This window comes from Streptomyces sp. 2A115 (genome assembly GCF_052245575.1).
In the GTDB taxonomy this organism is placed as follows: domain Bacteria; phylum Actinomycetota; class Actinomycetes; order Streptomycetales; family Streptomycetaceae; genus Streptomyces.
The window spans coordinates 14,212-32,677 of sequence record NZ_JBQQCG010000056.1 but is presented as its reverse complement, the minus strand read 5'-3'; the positions used below and the strand labels follow the sequence as shown (position 1 = coordinate 32,677).

Sequence of the window (18,466 nt, the reverse complement as noted above, 5' to 3'; positions counted from 1 at the left end):
TCAGCGCGGCAGGCGACTTCGCGGTCTCCCAGGTCGTCGACGACGTTAAGGGCGGCGTGCACGCAAAGATCCGCAAGTCCGACTTCCGCGAGGTCGGCCAACCGCGTTGACGGCTCAGGTCGCGTTGGCCTGCTGGATGCTGTCGCCGCGGTTGTTGATCGTGATGTAGGTGCCGATGCGTCGGAAATCATTGATCACGCCGAACATGCTCTTGTTCGACGGCAGGAGGGCCCGGAGAGAAGTGTCCTCCGCCAACTGCTCGTGGAGCATTTCCTTGTAGGCGTTGTAGACCTTCGCCGTGTAGTTGGGCTCCTTCGCCGCGTTCATCCGGTTGTCGTTGGTGACGGCGATGGAGGCGAGGTCCATGAGGTAGCAGTCGAACAGGTCTGTGACGTCCTTGGACTTTGCGTTCTCTTCCCCGGTCTGCGTATCCCGTGCGAGTGTTTTGGCCATCTCCAGGACGATCTCGCGGTAGATCCGGTGCCTTGTGCTGCTGGGGAAGGCGGCCATGATGTGGTCGGCCTGACCCGCGCCCTCCGTGCTCATGGTGCGTGGAGTATTCAGGTCCGCCAAGCCCGGCACCGGCAGCGGAACATCCCGGAACATCAACTCCTCATCGGGGATTCCGGCATTCTGAGAAGCCAGCGGATGCAGACCGATCTCATGGGCGAGCATCCCCATCACGTGACCGATGTCGTACTTCTCGAAATAGTAGCTCGCGAGTTCGATGTCGACGCCCTCGCCGCCACGGTCCCGCACGTTGGCCGGAGTCTCCGTGGTCCGCACCAGCAGGGTGATATGGCACGGACGATTGTCGATGTAGCTCCGGATGGTGTCGTTCTTCTGCAGTGACTCGATGATGCGGACCGCCTTGTCCCGGTACCTCTCGTCCGTGTGCCTCAAGTTGGTGAATTCGAAGTTCCCGGACTTGAACGGTATGAAGGTCTGTGCTGGTACCGGCGCGGCGGGACCGCTCGGCCCGGTTTCCGTGTTCGAAGGCATCCGGGCGGGTACTTCGGTGACTGCCGCGGCGCCGGTGCTGTCCTGCCCCCCGGTCGCACGAGGAAGGGAGACCGGGTCCACCCACTGGGACTTTCGAGTGATCGGCTCAGCGGCGTCACGAGCCGCCTCCCAGCTCTGTTCCCTCTGTTCCCTCTGTTCTCCGTCCTGCTCGCTCTCGTGCGGATCGAGCTCGCCGATCAGGGCACCGAGCAGGGCCAGGTGCCGGCCACGAAGGCCGGCGGCGGAGAGGGAGGAGTCCTCGGGGCTTTCGCTCAGGTCTCCAAGGAGGCTGCCCGGGATGTGGGGGCGATGCGGAGAGTCCGTATCCCGGTACTCGTCGCGCAGACCGAGCTGATGGGTCAGCTCATGCACCAGCTGGACCGGATCGGCATCCGCCCACCACGTGTTCTGGTCCATCGCCCGGTCCCGGCCCGCCAGGTCCACCGTCAGGTGAGGAGAGTCCGAGGGATCGACGTGCTCGACGGTCACGTGCAGCCGGTCACCGTTGGGCAGACGGTAGCCGGGGTCGTTCAGGAACTCCCCTACACCTGCGCCGAGTTGGTCGCCTACATGTGCGACCTGGCCCTCCGGGCCCCGTATCGCCAGCCGAACCGTGAGGTCGGTGACCGGCTCGCCCTGGTACGAGAACCGCCGGGCGTCGAAGCCCGACCGCACCACGAACCGGGGGCGGCTGTCGCGCGGCCCCCGCGACTGCGGTGTGCCGGGCGGTGGGGTCTGCGGTGCCGTGTCGGTGCTGCCCTGCGGAAGCCGCGGGCGGGCCTCGCCTGTGTCGCTGCCGCTCGGCGTCGGCGTGCTGGTCTGAATGCTGTCGCCCTGGTTGTTGAACGCGACGCTGCTGCCCAGGCCCAGGAAGTTGCTCGTGACGTTGTACCAGCTCTTGTCGGCCGGCAGCAGGCTCCGTACGGGGCTGTCCTGCGCCAACTGCGCTGCGAACTGCGCCTTGTAGGCGTTGTAGACCTTGGCCGTGTACCGCGGTTCCCACGCCGCGTCCTTCCGCCTGTCGTTGGTGAGCGCGATCGTGGCCAGGTCCATGAGGTAGGTGTCGACCAGGTCCGTGACGTCCTTGGCCTTGGCGCCCTCCTCACCCGTTCGCGCGTCCTCCGCCAAAACACCGGCCATTTTCAGCACGATGTCGCGGTAGATCCGGTGCCTGGTGCTGCTGGGGAAGGCGGCCATGATGTGGTCGGCCTGACCGGCACCCTCGGTGTTCATCATCCGCGGTGTCTTCAGGTCCGTCAGCCCCGGAACCGTCAGCGGAACCCCCGCGAACATCCCCTCCTCGTCGGGGATGTTCGTGTCCCGCGAGGCCAAGGGGTGCAGACCGATCTCATGGGCCAGCATCCCCATGATGTAACCGATGTCGTACTTCTCGAAGTAGTAACTGGCGAGGTTGATGTCCACACCGGCATCACCACGGTCCGTCACATCGGCCGGAGTCTCCGTCGTCCGCAGGTGCAGGGTGATCCGGACAGGGCGGCCGCCGACGTAGTCACGGATCGTGTCGTGCTTCCGGAGCAGCTCGATGATGCGGACCGCCTTGTCGCGGTACCCCTCGTTCGTGTGCCTCAGGTTGGTGAACTCGAAGTTCCCCGACTTGAAGGGGATGAGGACCGGCTCCGGTGCTGCGGGCGTCGTGTTCGGGTCCTGCGGCATACGGGCCGGGACGCCGGTGGTCGCCGTGCGGTCGGTGCCGGTGTCGGTCTGGGGCAGTCTGGGGCGTGCCTCGCCGGTGTTGCCGCCGGTCCGGTCCGGAGCAACGGGTTGCTGGATGCTGTCGCCGCGGTTGTTGGTTCCGACGCTGGTGGCGAGCTGGGCGAAGTCTCCGAGGACACCGAACCTTCCCTTGTCGGAGGGCAGCAAGGGGCGGACGGGACTGTCCTGGGCGATGTGCTCGGCCAGCTGGGCTTTGTAGGTGTTGTAGACCTTTGCCGTGTAGTTGGGGTCTCTGATCGCCCTCGCCCGGTGGTCGTTGGTGACCGCGATGGAGGCGAGGTCCATCAGGTAGGTGTCAATCAGGTCGGTGACGTCCCGGGACTTGGCGCCCGTCACGCCGACCCGCGCGTGCTGCGCGAGCACCTTGGCCATTTCCAGGACGATGTCGCGGTAGATGCCGTGCCGGATGGTGTGGGGGAAGGCGGCCATGACGTGGTCTTCCTGGCCAGCGCCTTCGGTGTTCATGAAGCGCGGCGTCTTCAGGGTCTCCAGTCCCGGTACCAGCAGGGGCATGCCCCGGTACAGCTCCTCCTCCTCGGGGATCTTCGTGTTGCGGGAGGCGAGGGGGTGCAGGCCGATCTCGTGGGCCAGCATGCCCATGACGTAGCCGATGTCGTACTTCTCGAAGTAATAGCTGGCGAGGTTGATCTGGACGCCGTCGTCGCCCAGGTCACGCACATCGGCCGGAGTCTCCGTCGTGCGCACATGCAGGGTGATCCGGACAGGGCGGCCGTCGACGTAGTTCTTGATGGTGCTGTGCTCGTCCAGCAGCTCGATGATCCGGACCGCCTTGTCGACGTACTTCTCCGTCTGGTTCAAGTTGGTGAACTCGAAGTTCCCCAACTTGAAGGGAGGCAGGACCGGCTCCGGTGCGGCGGGCGCCGTGTCCGAGTCCTGCTGCATGTGAGCCGGAACCTCGGTGACTGGCGGGCCGTCGGCGGGTCGGGGCAGGGAGACCGGGTCGACCCAGATGGACTCACGGGTTTCCGCAGTGGCGGCGCTCCGGGCCGCCGGCCAGCTCTGGTCCGCCTGGTCGCCGTTCTGCTGAGGCGCTGGGGTCACGTCGCCGATGAGCGCTCCGAGCAGGGCCATGTGCCGGTCGCGCAGGCCGGCGGGGGCGAGGGAGGCGTCTTCGGTAGCTCCGTCGAAGTCGCCCAGCAGGCTGCCGAGGATGTGCGGGCGGTGCGGGGAGTCGGCGTCCCGGTACTCGTCGCGCAGGCCGAGCTGGTGGGTGAGCTCGTGCACCATCTGCACCGGGGCGGCATCGGACCACCAGGTGGTCTGGTTCATCGCCTGGTCCCGGCCCGCCAGGTTCACGGTCAGGTGCGGCGCATCGGTGGGATCGACGTGCTCGACGGTCACGTGCAGCCGGTCGCCGTTGGGCAGGCGGTAGCTGGGGTCGTTCAGGAACTCACGTACGCCTGCGCCGAGTTGGTCGCGTACATGTGCGACCTGGCCCTCCGGGCCCCGCATCGCGAGCCGTACCGTGAGGTCGGTGACCGGCTCGCCCTGGTACGAGAACCGCCGGGCGTCGAAGCCTGAACGCACCACGAACCGGGGTCGGCTGTCGCGCGGGCCACGCGTCGGCGAGGTGGCGGACGGCGCGGTCTGCGGCGCGGGGCCGGTGCCCGCCTCGGGAAGTCTGGGGCGTGCCTCGCCGGTGTTGCCTCCGGCCTGGTCCGGAGCAACGGGCTGTTGGATGCTGTCGCCGCGGTTGTTGGTCGCGATGCTGGTGCCGAGCTGGGTGAAGGACCGTGCGACGCCGAACAGGCTCTTGTTCGACGGCAGGAGGTCCCGAAGAGCGGTGTTCTCCGCCAACTGGGCGCGGAGCATCTCCTTGTAGGCGTTGTAGACCCTTGCCGTGTAGTTGGGCTCCTTGACCGCGTTCATCCGGTAGTCGCTGGTGACCGCGATGGAGGCGAGGTCCATCAGGTAGGTGTCGAAGAGGTCGGTGACGTCCTGCGACTTGGCGCCCGTCACGCCGACCCGCGCGTGCTGCGCGAGCACCTTGGCCATCTCTATGACGATGTCGCGGTAGATGCCGTGCCGGATGGTAGGGGGGTAGGCGGCCATGATGTGGTCGGCCTGGCCCGCCCCCTCGGTGTTCATGGTGCGCGGCGTCCTCAGGTCGGTCAGTCCCGGCACGGGCAGGGGCATACCCCGGTACGCCTCCTCCTGCTCCGGAATCTCCGTGTTGCGCGAGGCGAGGGGGTGCAGGCCGATCTCGTGGGCCAGCATCCCCATGACGTAGCCGATGTCGTACTTCTCGAAGTAGTAACTGGCGAGGTTGATGTCCACACCGGCATCACCGCGGTCCCTCACGTCCGCCGGAGTCTCCGTCGTCCGCAGGTGCAGGGTGATCCGGACAGGGCGGCCGCCGACGTAGTTCTTGATGGTGCTGTGCTCGTCCAGCAGCTCGATGATCCGGACCGCCTTGTCGACGTACCTCTCCGTCTGGTTCAAGTTGGTGAACTCGAAGTTCCCCAACTTGAAGGGACGGAGGACCGGCTCCGGTGCGGCGGGCGCCGTGTCCGAGTCCGTGGGGGCGTCGCCCGTGTCGGTGCCGGACAGCATGCTCAGCTCGTACGCCTCCTCCTCCAGGAGACCCGGGAGGTCGCTGCGCGTCGGTGACGGGGCCAGCGGAAGGGTGGCCGCGTCCTGGAGGAGCGCGTCCTGCGGGGTCGGGTCTTGCAGGGTCGAGTCCTGCGAGACCGGGTCCTGCAGGGCCGGGTCCTGCGAGGCCGGATCCGGCACGGGCGGGACCGGCGTAGCAGTGTCGACCGACGTCGTGACCTGTGCCTCGGGCCCCTTCAGCTCGGAACCCTCCAGCTCGGGCCCCTTCAGCTCGGAACCCTCCAGCACCGGGGCCTTCTGCTCCGGGCCCTTCGGCTCCGGCGCCTTCAAGCCTTTCGGTTCCGGTGCCTTCGACTCCGTGTCCTTGGGCACGGGAGCCTTCGGCGTGGGTGCAGGCGTGTACAGGCTCAAGGGGACGAAGTCCCCGCCCCGGCGGCGTAGCCGAAGGTGCGGACCGCTGTCGCCGGACGGGCCGGGGTAGGTGTGGGCGGTTCCGTTCTCCTCGATCAGGGTGACGGTGGTGCCGGTCGCGGCGGCGGCCCACCGGGCCACCGCACGGTCGGCCCCGGGACCCCACGGGGCCTCGGCGAGGTGGCGGCGCAGATGCCCCTCGCGGGCGTCCTGGCTCGGCGCGGGCTCGCCGGGGTGGGTCCGCATGGGTGGGGGTGTGAAGAGCGAGTCGCGTTCCGCCGAGTCGGCGGGCAGACCGTTCAGACGCATCAGCTGGGCGGGCGACGCCCCGGCGCGCATGCGCAGCCGTGCCGCCTCCTGGCGGTTCAGTCCGGGCTGCTCCGCTGCCTGTCGCAAGGCCGTGGAGAGCGCGCCGAAAAAGCCGTTGCCGCGGCCGGCGGGGGCGACCTGGGTGTAGGTGGCGCCGTCGGGGGCGGTGAGGACACCGTCGCGGTCGAGGCGGTAGCGCGGGCCGCTGCTGTCGGCGGGCGGCAGCCAGGGCGGGGTGGCGTGGCTGCGGTGCGCGGGCGGCTGCGCGGACCGCTGCTCCGACCCGGTGCTCGTCGTGGTGTCGGTACCCGAGGTCCCCACGGCCGATGTCCCGGTGTTCGCACCGGTACCGGCCGCGGTCGTCGCAGTTGCCGCGGTCGTACCGGTCGTCACCGTCGCCGGGGCCGGCAACGGGGTGGCGACCGGCGGCGAGGTCCCGGGCGGAAGCGTGGCGTGGAAGAAGCCGTCGGTGGTGAAGAGGACCGGATCGGTGGCCGGGTCGACGGCGGCCGGATCGGTGCCGTGCGGGAGGAAGAGCTGGTCGCGGCCCTCACCGGTCACCACGGTGAGCGGGGTGCCCAGGACGCGGGCGGCGAGGGCGGGCAGCAGGTCGGCTCCGCCGTGATCCCCGGCGCGGCGCTCGGGCCGGGCCGGTTCGCCGTCCGGGCGCTCCGTGCCGCCGTCCTGCAGCGGCTCGCTCGCGAACGGGCGGGACAGAGCCGCGGTGGCCAGCGCCACCCGCTGCGCGGGGGTCGGCCAGTAGGTCCCCGGGAGTCGGCCGAAGGCATCGAACTCGGTCTGCTGCGCCGGGGTCAACTGCACCCCCGCGGCGTCGAGTTCGTCCTGCGTGAAGGTGTCCTCGGCGTCCAGGGCGAGGGCGTCGAGCAGGTCCTCGTTGCCGTCCTCGCCCAGCTCCCAGGCGAGGCGGTCGCGGGCGGTGCCGATGGCCTCCGCGGTGACCGCCGGGTCGCCGGAGGCGCCCGTGAACCGGTCGGCGAGGTCGGTGCCGAGCAGGTGGGGCAGGCGGCCTCGGGCCTCGGCGGCAGCGAGCAGCGCGTGGAAGAACGAGGCGCCGTCGTGCGGCATGTCGTGCACCTCGCGCACCGTGGCGCCGTCCGGCGAGGTGAGGGTGCGTGGGGCGGAGTCCGTCCCGTCGGTGATGACGTACGGCTCGGGTGCCTCGGAGCGCCAGCCCGGCTCGGCGTACTCCTGCGGCCGGTCCGGCACCGGGACGGAGGCCGAACCCTGGTGGTGCGCGGTGAGGCGGGAGGCGGCCAGGTGCAGCCGGTGGTGGTCCCGGGCGGCGGCGTCGGTGTGCTGCTCCCACCGGTGGGCCTCCTGGCGGGCGGCCTGCCAGGCGACGACGGCCGGGGACCAGACCATGTCCTGCGGCAGATCGGTCGGCGGACCGGAGTTGTCGTCGCCGAGCGCGGCCTGTTCCGCCGGGCTCAGGTCGAGCCACGTCGCCCGGGCCCGCGCCCGTGCGTCGTAGTAGCCCTTCTCGGCCGCGGCGAGGTCGCCCGCCGCCTTGGACAGGTCGTCCCAGGCTGCGAGGACCTCGTCGGGAAACGTGGTGTCGTCCAGGAGGCCGTAGTCGCGGGCGATGTCCTCGCGCAGCCAGACCAGGGCGGCGGTCTCGGCCTCGGCGGCGCGCGGCCCGCGCTTGGCCTTGCCGAGCGCGTGCAGCGGGCGGCTGTCGGTGATGCGGTGGTCCGCCTCGGCCACGGACAGCCAGCTCACCGGCAGCGCAAAGAGCATGCTCCGGTCGGTGACGACCTTGAGGTGGGTGCCGAGGGTGGTGTCCGCGGTGCCCTTGAGCACGGTGCCGTCGTTCGAGCCACCGATCGGGACCGTGGCGCCCGGGTTGGTCACACCCGCGTTGCTGTTGCCCGCCAGCGGCGAGGTGCCCAGGGCGCCCTCGACGTTGTCGGTGATGCCGGCCTCCAGCGCGTCGGAGGCCTTCGCCCGTTGCATGGCCTCCATGCGCGGCCTGTTCTCCACAGCGAGCAGGCGGGCGCCGCGACGGTGCATCTTCGCGTAGAGGCGGGAGTCCGCGGTGTGGTACTGCCCGAAGAGGCGCGCGGAGGCCTGGGCGGGCAGCGGTGAGCCATTCGCGCCGAGCGCCTCGCGGAAACCGGCGGTCAGACCGCCCTGCGCGGTGGCCTCCTGCTGGGCCTGGGCGGGGGCAGTGCCGAGGCCGGTGAGCGGGGTCTGGCGGGCCATGCGCACGCGTGAGTCGAGGACCTTGCCTGTGTGCCGTTTGCCGAGGTCGCTGTCGCCGAGGCCGTCGGCGCGCGCGGTGGCGAGGGTCAGGGCGTCCTGCACGTTGGCCGCGCCTCGGATGTCCACGGCGAGGATGCCGGAGCCGATCCGGTCGTCGAAGGGCAGGACGTCCTGGTCGGCGCTGCCGGTGCCGTTCCCGGTGTCGTCCCCGGCGGCGGTGCGCCAGGCGGCGATGCCCTCCGGGCGGGCCTGGGCGGCGGTCAGCATCTTCACCGCGCGTTCGGGTTCCGGCACGTCCTGCTCGGTGAGCGCGCCGTCGGCGCCGTCGCCGTCCGGGGTCAGCAGGTTCGCCGGGAGGATCTCATTGAGGCTTCCGACCGGGGTGTTGACACCCGGGGTGAGCGGATCACCGGTCGCGTCCGTCATGGTGACAGTCAGCGTGTAGCTGGTGACGATCTCGGCGTGCGCCTGGGTGGTGGCGATGTTCGGCATCGCGGTGCTGCCGGCGGTCTGGGTCCGGACGCTCGACCGCTGCTTGGCCGCGGTGCCCTGGAGCGAGGGGTTGGCGATGAGGATGCCGCTGCTCGCGGCGCGCTCGCCGGCGCTGAGCGTCACGTCGGCGCCGCGGTCCTGGGAGGTGCCGTCGGCGTCGTCGCGGGCGATGGTGCGGTAGTCCTCCAGCTCGTAGCCGGTACGCAACCTGTCCACGGTGGTGGTGACCGGGGTCAGCTTGAATTGGACCTGTCCGGGGCTGCCGCCGACCGGCAGGTGGTGCGGGCTGGACCAGGCACGGTAGCGGACAGGCAGGGTCATTCCGTCGGTCGTCAGCTCGTGCAGGTGGGCGCGGAGAAAGTCCGGGGAGAGCCGCTGGAGGACCTGCTCCCGGTCGTGCGAGGGCACCCCGATCTTCTCCAGCTGCCCCATCAGCTGCTGTGCCGCAGGGCCGGCGTCGAGTTGGCCGCTGGGGTGGGTGGGGAAGCGGCGGTTGCGCAGGTAGGGGGGCACCCGGTAGCCACCGCCGAGGTTGTGCGGGGTGGTGGTGCCCAGGCCGTCCGGGGCGAGCCCGGCCTCGATGACGTCCTGCATCGGGAGGTGGAACATCACCGCGTCCCGGATGCGCTGGAGCGCGGCGGCGGCCCGGCGTGGGGCGAGACTGTCGCCGAGGCGCTCGGAGAGCCGACCGGCCGCGGAGCTGATACGGGCGCCGGCGCGGGTGCCCACCGTGCCCATCGCGGCCGTCCAGCGGTCCCGTACCGCGACGGTCTCGGCGGCGTCGGCGACCACCAGGTACATGCGCCCGGCGAAGGTGAGCGTGGTGTTGCGTCCCCGGGTGAGGGTCCCCGAGACGCTGCGTCCCTTGCCCCAGGCGTACTGCAGGGCGGTCGAGTAGGAGCCGACCACCGCCGGCTGGCCCGGGGCCTGCTGCAGCGGCATGTCGGCACCCTGGAGGCCGACGGTGGTACGGGAGACGGTGCTCGTGCTGCCGGCGACGCGGTGCTCGTTACCGATGGTGGCCTCGAGGCTGGCCGCCTTCGGGTCGCTCTTGACCCGGAAGTTGCCCAGTTCCCCGCGGACCGCCGCCTTGAGGTAATGCGTACGGAACGGTCCGGCGCCGTTGAGTCCGGCGACGCGGGAACCGAACGGGCCCAGATACTGGCCGAGTTGCCCGGCCACGCTGAGGTTGGCCATCGCCCGGCGCAGCGCGGTGCGCACCGGGGCGCCGGGTGCGCTGACGTGCCAGGAGGCGCCCGAGGCACGGTCGGCGGTGTCCTGCATGAGCCGCTGGCGCTGCGGGCCGCCCTCGGCGCTCAGCACCACGTGCGGAACGCTCAGCAGTTTCTTGGTGAGCTGCCGGTCGGGCGAGTCCGTCCTGGGAAGCGGGCGGGTGCCGTCGAGGAGTTGGTCCGCCTCGGTGGAGGAGAGCTGCTGCGGTACGGCCGCGGTCGCCGGTGCCGGCCCGGTGGGCGGCGGGTCGGCGGGGGCGTGGCGGTCGGAGCCGTGCGCGGCGGGCACGGCCAGCTCCACCCGGCCCACGGTCTCGTTGCCCCGAGTGAACAGTGGCCGTTCCTCGACGTTGCTGACGAAGACGCCCGCGCCGAGCAGGCCGACCGAGGCGAGCCGGGCCCAGCCGCGCGGGCGGCGGTGGCCCTCGAAGGAGGCACCCAGCTCCACCTGGTAGCTGTAGAGGTCGGCGCCGGTCTGGAACGTCAGCTGGTCGTGGGCCACCGCGACCGTGTTCCTGGTGGCCCTCTGGTCGGTCTTGGCGTAGCGGGCGCCGAGGGACACGTTGCCGGCCTGGCGCGGCAGCCCGACCTCGGGCACCTTGTCGTGGTCGCGCGGCGAGATGCCCAGCTCGACACCGGCGGAGAGGGTGCTGGACGCCTGCTGTCCCTGGCCCGAGACCTCGGTGCCGATCACCGCGTTGCGCAGCGAGCGCTCACTCATGGTGGTCTCGAACTGCCGGTCGGTGAGGCGTGCCCGGAGGATGAGCGTGTGGTGGCCGCGGCGCACCTTGCCGTCCTCGGTGAGGGTGACCGGCACCCCGGTGGTGGTCAGGTCGTCCAGGCTCTGCGCCAGGCTGGGCCGGTTCAGCGCCTCGCGCACCTGGCGGTCGTTGTGCAGCGCGGTCCGCATCCGCCCGTCGCCGTACCAGAACTTGGCCAGCCGCGGGTGCCGCAGCATCAACGGCGGGACGAATAGCGACGGGTAGGAGCGGTGCAGCGTGTCCAGGACGGCATCCGCGAAGGCCCGCATGGGGTCCTGGGGGGCGGGTTGCTGGTTCTGGCCCTGCGGCTGGGTCTGAGGCTGCTGGTTTTGCGACTGGGGCTGCGGCTGTACCTGGGTCTGAGGCTGGGGCTGCGGCTGTACCTGGGTCTGGTTCTGCCCCTGGGGCTGATTGCCCAACTGGTTCTGCGGGCGGCCGGGGCGGAAGCCCTCGGCGCGGACCTGACCGCTCAGGTGGACCGGGTCCTCTCGGGTGAGGTACCACGGCACCGGCGGCTCGGCGTCCGGGTTGGGGCCCGCCTGGCCGGGCGTGCGGCTGTCCCAGCCCGCGAGGCGTCGGGCGTCCTGGGTGGAGATCCAGTCCAGGCTGACCACCCGGACGGGGCGGGCGGCCGACTGCGGTTCGCCGGGCTTGCGCACCATCAGGGTGCGCTCCACCCGGTACAGGGCGATCGGGTGGTTGCGGACCCGGCCGGTCGTCTTCCGGGCCGCGTCGACGCCGAGGTAGTGGCCTCGCCCGGCGCTGAGGTCCGCGCGGACCAACGGGCCGCCCTGGAGGCGCACATCGGTCTCCGCGCCGACGAGGGTGTAGTTCGGCCCGGCGGTGACCTGGATGCCCAGGCGGGTGTCACGGACGTGGCCGCGCTCGTTCTGGTAGGTGGTCTGGGTGAGGTCGCGCAACTCCGCCTTGACCGATTCGGTGACCAGTGTGGCCCGGTGCGGCACCGAGCGCTCCACGATCAGGTGCCCCAGCGGGTGCTGTCCGCTGCCCCGGGTCAGCTCGGGCCCGGTGACCGGCCCGGAGAACCGGCCGAACAGGGCGAGCAGCCGCCCCGGACGAACGTACGAGACCAGGGTGCGGTGCGCCGAACTCCCTGGCCGCGCCCCGGAGATGGCCAGCGCCATGTCCTCCGGCGGATCCGTCAGGTGCAGCCCGGTGGTGTCGGTGATCCGCGGCTCGATCCCGTCCGGGAAGGTGAGCGTCTTCGGTGCCCGCTGCGGTCCCTTGTAGGGCACGGTGAGGTCGTCCGGCAGCCGCCAGCTCAGCCCGTCGCGCATCGCGAACTCCGCGGAGTGCACTTGCGTACGCTGCCAATGGGGTTTCGGCAGCGGCGAGTTGGGCTGGTTGCCCGGGGTACTGCCCCGGCCGGACGAAATATCGGGGCCGGTGGTCTTCGGTGCCTGGGTGACGCGGTCGACCCGCACCCGGTAGTGGACGTCGTCCAGGTGCAGGTGCGAGCCTTCCCAGGCGCGCCACTCGGACTGGTTGTACGCCTGGGTGCCCTGGGCGTAGTCGGTCCTCCGGGTCCAGCCCAGCGAAACACCGATCTTCAGCATCCAGTTGAGCGGCGGGCCCATGCTCAGCCCTCCGGCGATCCGGCGCCCGAAGCCGACGCTTCGCCCGCCGCCCGTACCGGCCTGGCCGCGTCGCATGGTGTCCAGCCGGACGGTGCCGCCGTTCACGTCGGAGAAGCGCTCCCAGCGGTGGTACGGGATGGCCTCGACCGTCATCTCGTGGCCGACGCCGGACTTCTCCCGGCCCACGAAGCGCGCGCCGCGAGGGGCTGTGAAGGCGCCGGGCTGATCGGTCAGCAGGCGCAGTAGCTCCGCCTCGTCGAACTGGGCGCGCAGCTTCTTCGGCAGCTTGCTCAGGATCTCCTGGGCCACCTGCTCGGGCGAGCGCAGGGTGGTCTTGCCGGGGCCGGTGAAGAGTCCGGTCGGGCGACTCCGCGTGGTCCCGTCCGTCCGCCCGCCAGGGGTGCCGTCGCCCGGATCGGCGTCCGGGCTGATCAGGACCGTGGGCAGTCGGCTGCCGTCCTCGAAGGTGACGGTGCGCGGTGCCGGGCCCGGCGGTCGGGCGTCCTCGCCGGTCAGCAGCCGGGCCGGGCGATGCCGTTCGAGCTGGGTCTCCAGCGGTACCGGGTCACCCCGGTCGGGGGCCTCGGTGTCGGGCCCGTCGAGGTCGGTGACCCCGCCCATGCTGCGCAGCCACTCCCCGAAGGGGTCGGAGCCGTCCGGGTCCGGAGTGGCCGGGTCCTGAGTGGTGGTCGGATCCTGTGTGATGGTCGTGTTCGGGTCCGGGGTGGTGTTCGGGTCCGGTACGGGGGTGAGCGGCGCCGAGGCCGGGACCAGGGCGTCGTAGTGGTCGGTGCCGTTGTAGGCCAGGTGCAGGGCGCCGCCCTGTCCGCCCGGGTTGAGGGTGTTGACGAAGGTGCTCCCCGGCGACCGCGGGTCGGGCTGGACGAGCCGCAGATCGAGGTCAAGGGTGTGTGCCAGTGCTTCCGGGAGCTGGTCGGCGAAGGGAGAAGCCCACAGTGCCGGGAGCTCGGCCGCCGCGCCGACGAGTTCCTTGGCGCCGAGCCGCCACGCGTCGGCGGGGGTGGGCGCCACGTCTGCGAGGCGCGGGTAGTCGCTCTCCCGGAGGATCCGCTGCCATTCGCCGGCGTCGCCGTCGGTGACGACATCCTGCGCGATCCGGTTCCAGAGCTGGGTGATCCGGCTCCGCTCGGCCGGGTCCTGCGCCCCGGCCACGGCACTCATCCGCAGGTCGTCCACCACGGAGAACACCGGGTCCGGGATCGCCAAGGCCACGGCGTCGCCCAATTCGGACTCGGTGATCCGGTCGCTCAACAGACGGCGCAGGCCGGCGACGTTCCGTGCGGCCCACGCGGGTGGTACGGCCTGGCCGCGCGCACTGTCGAGCGCCGCCCGGAAAAGGCAGTTTCCGCCGCCCGGGGTGTCCAGGCGCCGGAGGGACAGGCCGTCCGCGTTCACGGTGTCCGCAGTGCCGGGCGTGGCCTTGCTGAGGAGGGTCATGTCCTCGGCGAGGCTCTCCGGGCGGCTCGACGCGGGCGCCAGGTCGGGCCTGCGACGGGCGAGTTCGGCGGTGTCCTCGGAGCTCAGGCCCAGCTCGGACAGCGGCAGCGGGGTGCTGGAAAGTGACCAGGTGATCTGCGCGGAGGGCGCGTAGGCGAGACCACGTACGTCCTCCGGCGAAACAAGGGTGGTCGGCGGGAGCGCGGGCGGCGGCGGGGGCAGCAGGGCGTCGAGCGTGGTTTCGGGCCCGGCGGTGGAACGCAACTCGGCAGCGGCGCGCAGGAATTCGGTGTACTGCTCGGCAGTGGGGGCAGTGGGGTCGGCCGCCGGATCGGTGGTCGTGTCGCCCATCGCACCGCGCCGGTCGATGACCATCCGGCGCAGCAGGTCCGGGGTCATCCGGCCGTCGCTGTAGCGGGCCGCGGTGTCCGGGCTGAGCCAGCGCAGGCCGTCCACGAAGGCGAGCCCGGCGAGCAGTTCCCGGTTCTCCGGCCGCTGTTCGGCGTCCGGGCCGAGGGTGTCGCGCAGCGTGCGGATCTGCTGGAGGGTACGGGCCCGGGCGAAGGCATCGGCCGGTTCCGGGCCCGCGTGCAGGCCTGCGTCGCGCGCCAGCCCGTCCAGGTCGGCACCGCTGGGCTCCGGGGTGAAGAGCCGCCACCGTCCCGGCCCGTCCGGGCCCTCGGTGAGCACCGCGCGGACGTTGCCGTCCCGGTCCCGGGCCGTGCCCACCTCGGTGGTCGGCGCGTACACCGGCCGCCCGGTCCTGTTCGCCACATGCTGTGCCACCGGAAGTCCCGCCACCTCCGGCTGCCGCCCGGTCTCGCAGGAGAACAGCACGAGTGGCCGGTCCTGATCGCCGTCCCCCGCCCAGGAGTTGAGCACCTCACCGAGCTGCACACCGCTGACCTTCACGGTGGGGCGCGCGTCACCCTCGGTACCGAGAGTGACGGTACGGGAGGTGCCGTGCCCCGCGAAGTAGTCGGCGCCCCGCTCGGTGCCCGAGCCAGGGAGCGCGGTCGGCGGGCCGGTGAACACGGTACGGCGGGCGGGCGGGTCCGCGGCTGTCTCCGTAGCCGGGTGAGCGGAAGTGGTGCGCACGCCGCGGAAGGTGTCCTGGCCCAGCAGCGCGCGACGCCCCGCGCTGTGCGCCGTACCGTCCTCGGCCGGGCTCTGCGAGATGGTCAACGTCTGTACGGCACGACCCGGTTGGGGCTTCACGGTCACGTCCGGCACCCAGCGCCGTAGCTGCGCGACGGGCACCGTGTGGCCGTCCAGGGTGGTGACGACCGGCGCGCCCGCGGGCCGCGCGGGGCCGTTTCCGTCGTCGGCGGTGCTGCCGCTGTCCGGGGGTCGCACGATGATCCGCCCCGACGGCGGGAGTGCCACGGGGGGTGTGTCCGGGGAGTTGTCCGGCGCGGTAAACGGGGGCGGAGGCGGGGTGCCGCCGTTCCCGGACCCGCGCCCGCCGCCGAGGCCGGGGACGTGCCCGCCGGTTCCGTCGCGGTTGGCGTTGCCGTTGCCGCCGTTGCCCGACTCCAGGTGCAGGTCGGTGGCCGTCTCGGTCCAGGGGCGGGCCAGGGTGGCGAGCTTGGCCGCGGCGGGAGTGGTGGTGACCGTGGAGTCCGGGCCGACTCCGTTGCCGGGTACGGGAGTTGTCACCCCCGAGAGCACCTTCGGGAGCGCGGCCCGGGTAGTGACCGGCTCGCTGTCGGTGGTCGCGGTGCTCTGGGTGGCGGGGCGGGGTGCCGGGCCGAGGGCGTCGGCGAGCGGCAGCAGCACGTCCGCGCCGGGGAACGCGGTGTCCGTGGCGTCCGCGGTGCCGTCCGGCGTCGCGGCGGGCGGCGGGCCGGTGAGCGGGCGGACCCGGACCGGGGCGCCCGGCCCCTCGCGGGTCAGCTCGACGGCGGCGCGTACCGGGCGCCCCGCCCCGTCCGGCGCGACCGCCGGACCGAGTACGACAGCCCGGTCGGCCCCGGCCCCGTCCAGCAGCTCGGCCGCCTCCGGCGTCCCCTCACCCGGTGGCGGCACCGCCGAGACCACGATCGTCAGCGGCGGTGCCTGGGTGGGCGCGGGGTTACCGGCGGGGGTGGGACCGGCCTTCGCGTCGCTCAGGCCGCTGCTGGCGCGTTCATCGCGTACGTCGCCAGTGTCGGCATCGGCGTACGAGCCAGTGGTGCTCACCTTCGGCGGAGCCGTGGTGATGTCGACGTCCGGGGTGGGGGCGCTCTCGGTGGAGTCCGAAGTGACGGGGTTCTCGGACGAGTTGATGGTCTCCGGAGGCGTGATGGCCTCCGGGGAGGAAGTGGTCTCCGGAGAGGTGGCGGTCTCCGACGACGGTGCCGTCTCCGGCGACTGCGAGGTCTGCGGGGCGTCGTCGGACGTGGTCTGCGAGCCGTCCGCCGGGGCCGTGCCGTCCGGGTTACGGGTGCCCTGGGGCTGCGTGTCGGAGGGAGTCTGGGTGCCTCCGCCGTTGGGGACGCCACTCGGCCGTGCGCCGGTGCCCGTGCCGGGCGCGGCGGAGGTGGTGGGGCCGTTGGAGGCGACGGGACCGCCGCCCCCTTGCCCCGGCACCGCGGCCGTACGGTCGTTCTGCTCGGCCACCTCGTCCGGAGAGTTGCGGACGTTGCTCTCCGGGGAATCCACGACCGAGTTCTCCGGAGACGTCTCGGGCGCGGCACCGTCCCGGTCACCGGTGTTGTCGATCCCGGCGTCCGGATCCTGGTCCACCACCGAGTCGGCGGTGTCCCCGGCGGGACCTGGAACGGAGTTGGCCGTGGAGCCGTTACCGAAGGTGCCCGGCGTGGTGGTGAGCGGGGTGTCCACCATGATCGGGGTGTCCACCATGATCGGGGTGCCGAAGCCGTCGAGGGCGCGGCGGACCTCGTCGGTGTCGACCTCGGCGGCGGGGCCGTTCCCGGCGGGCACCACCCGGACCTCGGGCAGCTGCGACAGGTTGCTGTGCAGGCTGTCGCGGACGCCGATCTCGGTGCTGCCGGGCGGCTGGGAGCCGCGCAGGGAGGCGAGGTCGCGCAGTGCCTGCTCGCGGGCCTCGGCGGTGCCGTTGTGGACCTGTTGCCACAGCTCGTTCTCGGCGGCGGTCACGGGCAAGGAGCCCGGGGAGTACGGCGGCGGGTCCTGGGTGGTGTACGGCGGTGGGTTCTCGGCGAAGTAGGGCGGGGGTGGCTGGCTGCCGGTGAAGTCCCCCTGGCCGACGTTCTGTTGGGTGACGGGCGGAGGCGAGGCGAGCGCGGAGCCGTTGCCGCCCGAGGTGTCCGGACGCGAGGGACCGTCGGTAAGGCCGGGGCCGTCGCCGTCGCGAGAGCGCGTGGAGCCGTCGGAGTCCCGCGTGTCGGAGTCGGTGTTGCCGCCGGAGACGGTGGGCGGCTGGTTGCGCAACTTCTCGATGGCGTTGCGCAGTTCGGCGCCGCTGTTCAGGGCGGCGTCGGTGAGCGTGGCCTCGACCTGACTGCTGATGCCCGCGCCGACGAAGGTGGACCAGCTGGTGGACCAGTCGCCGTCGAAGGCGCCCTTGATCAGGATCTCCGCGAGCGCCTCGCCGGAGCCTGCGGCGAGGAAGTCGGCCGTCCCCTTGAGCCCGTAGTGCCCGGCAAGCGCGCCCGGCCGGTCGGCGTTGTTGCGCAGAAGCTGGTTGTTCCGCCACAGATTGGTGTTGTTCTTGAAGGACTGCGGGTTGAACCGGAACGTGAACGGGTTGTTGTTCGTGAGGGAGGGGCTGTTCACGTTCGGGTTGGGGCCGGGGCTGTTGTTCGGGGTGTTGTCTCGGTTGGGGCCGGGGCTGGAGTCGGGGCCGGGGTCGGGGTTCGGCTTGGGATTGGGATTGGGGTTGTTGTTCTTGAAGTCGGGGTTCGGGGTGTTGTTCAGGTTGGGGTTGTTCTTGAAGTCGAGGTCCGGGCCGTTCTTGAGGAAGTTGTTGTCGTAGCTCTTGACGATGTTCCTCGCCAAGTCGTCGAAGACGCTGGTGAGGAAGCCGGCGGCGGCACCGAACGCTGCGGACTTGAGGATGTCGTTCCAGTCGAAGCCGTCGGGGCGGCGGCCGTCCGGGGCGAAGTTCATCATCGCCAGCCGCACCGCGAACGTGGTGAACGCCTCGGCGAACGCCTCAGTCAGCGAGGGCGCCAGATGCAGCCGCTGGAGCAGGTGGCTGAGCGTGGTGAGGATCAGGAACCGGCTGCGCAGCTTGGCCATCATGATCTGGCTGGCCGAGGCGCCGCCGGTGAAGAAGGACATCGCCAGGTAGAGGGCGATCTCGATGAGCAGCCGGATGACCTCGGCGATGACCTGCCACTTGGACTCCATGATGTCCATGGAGGTCTTGCGCCGGCCCTCGGCGATCTTGTCGAGCTGCTCGGCGAACTCGCGCAGATAGTTCTTGCCGCCGTCGTCGATGAGCATGCCCATCGCCTTGGCGTACGACTTGGCCAGGTCGTCCGGCATGGACTCGGCGATGTCGTGGATCGACTTGTCGATCAGCGAGGACATCCTGTCGAGCTTCCGGCCCAGGCCGGAGTAGGGCGTGCGGCTGTCGTAGGCGAGGTCCTCGTCGGCGTCGATGAGCTTCTCCCCGGTGAGGATGAAGATCATCGCGTTGACCTCGGGCGATGCCATCATGCTCATCGTGGGCCGTCCTGGAGGTCGCGCGGGCAGGACGGAG

1 protein-coding gene is annotated in these 18,466 nt (G+C 71.4%); it reads right to left on the bottom strand.

Annotation, left to right across the window (positions count from 1 at the left end):
- Nucleotides 1-114 precede the first annotated feature (114 nt).
- Nucleotides 115-18,429 (bottom strand): WXG100-like domain-containing protein, encoded by an 18,315-nt coding sequence (locus ACTWQR_RS36505; RefSeq protein WP_443231530.1) that lies wholly within the window; start codon nt 18,427-18,429, stop codon nt 115-117.
- Nucleotides 18,430-18,466 lie beyond the last annotated feature (37 nt).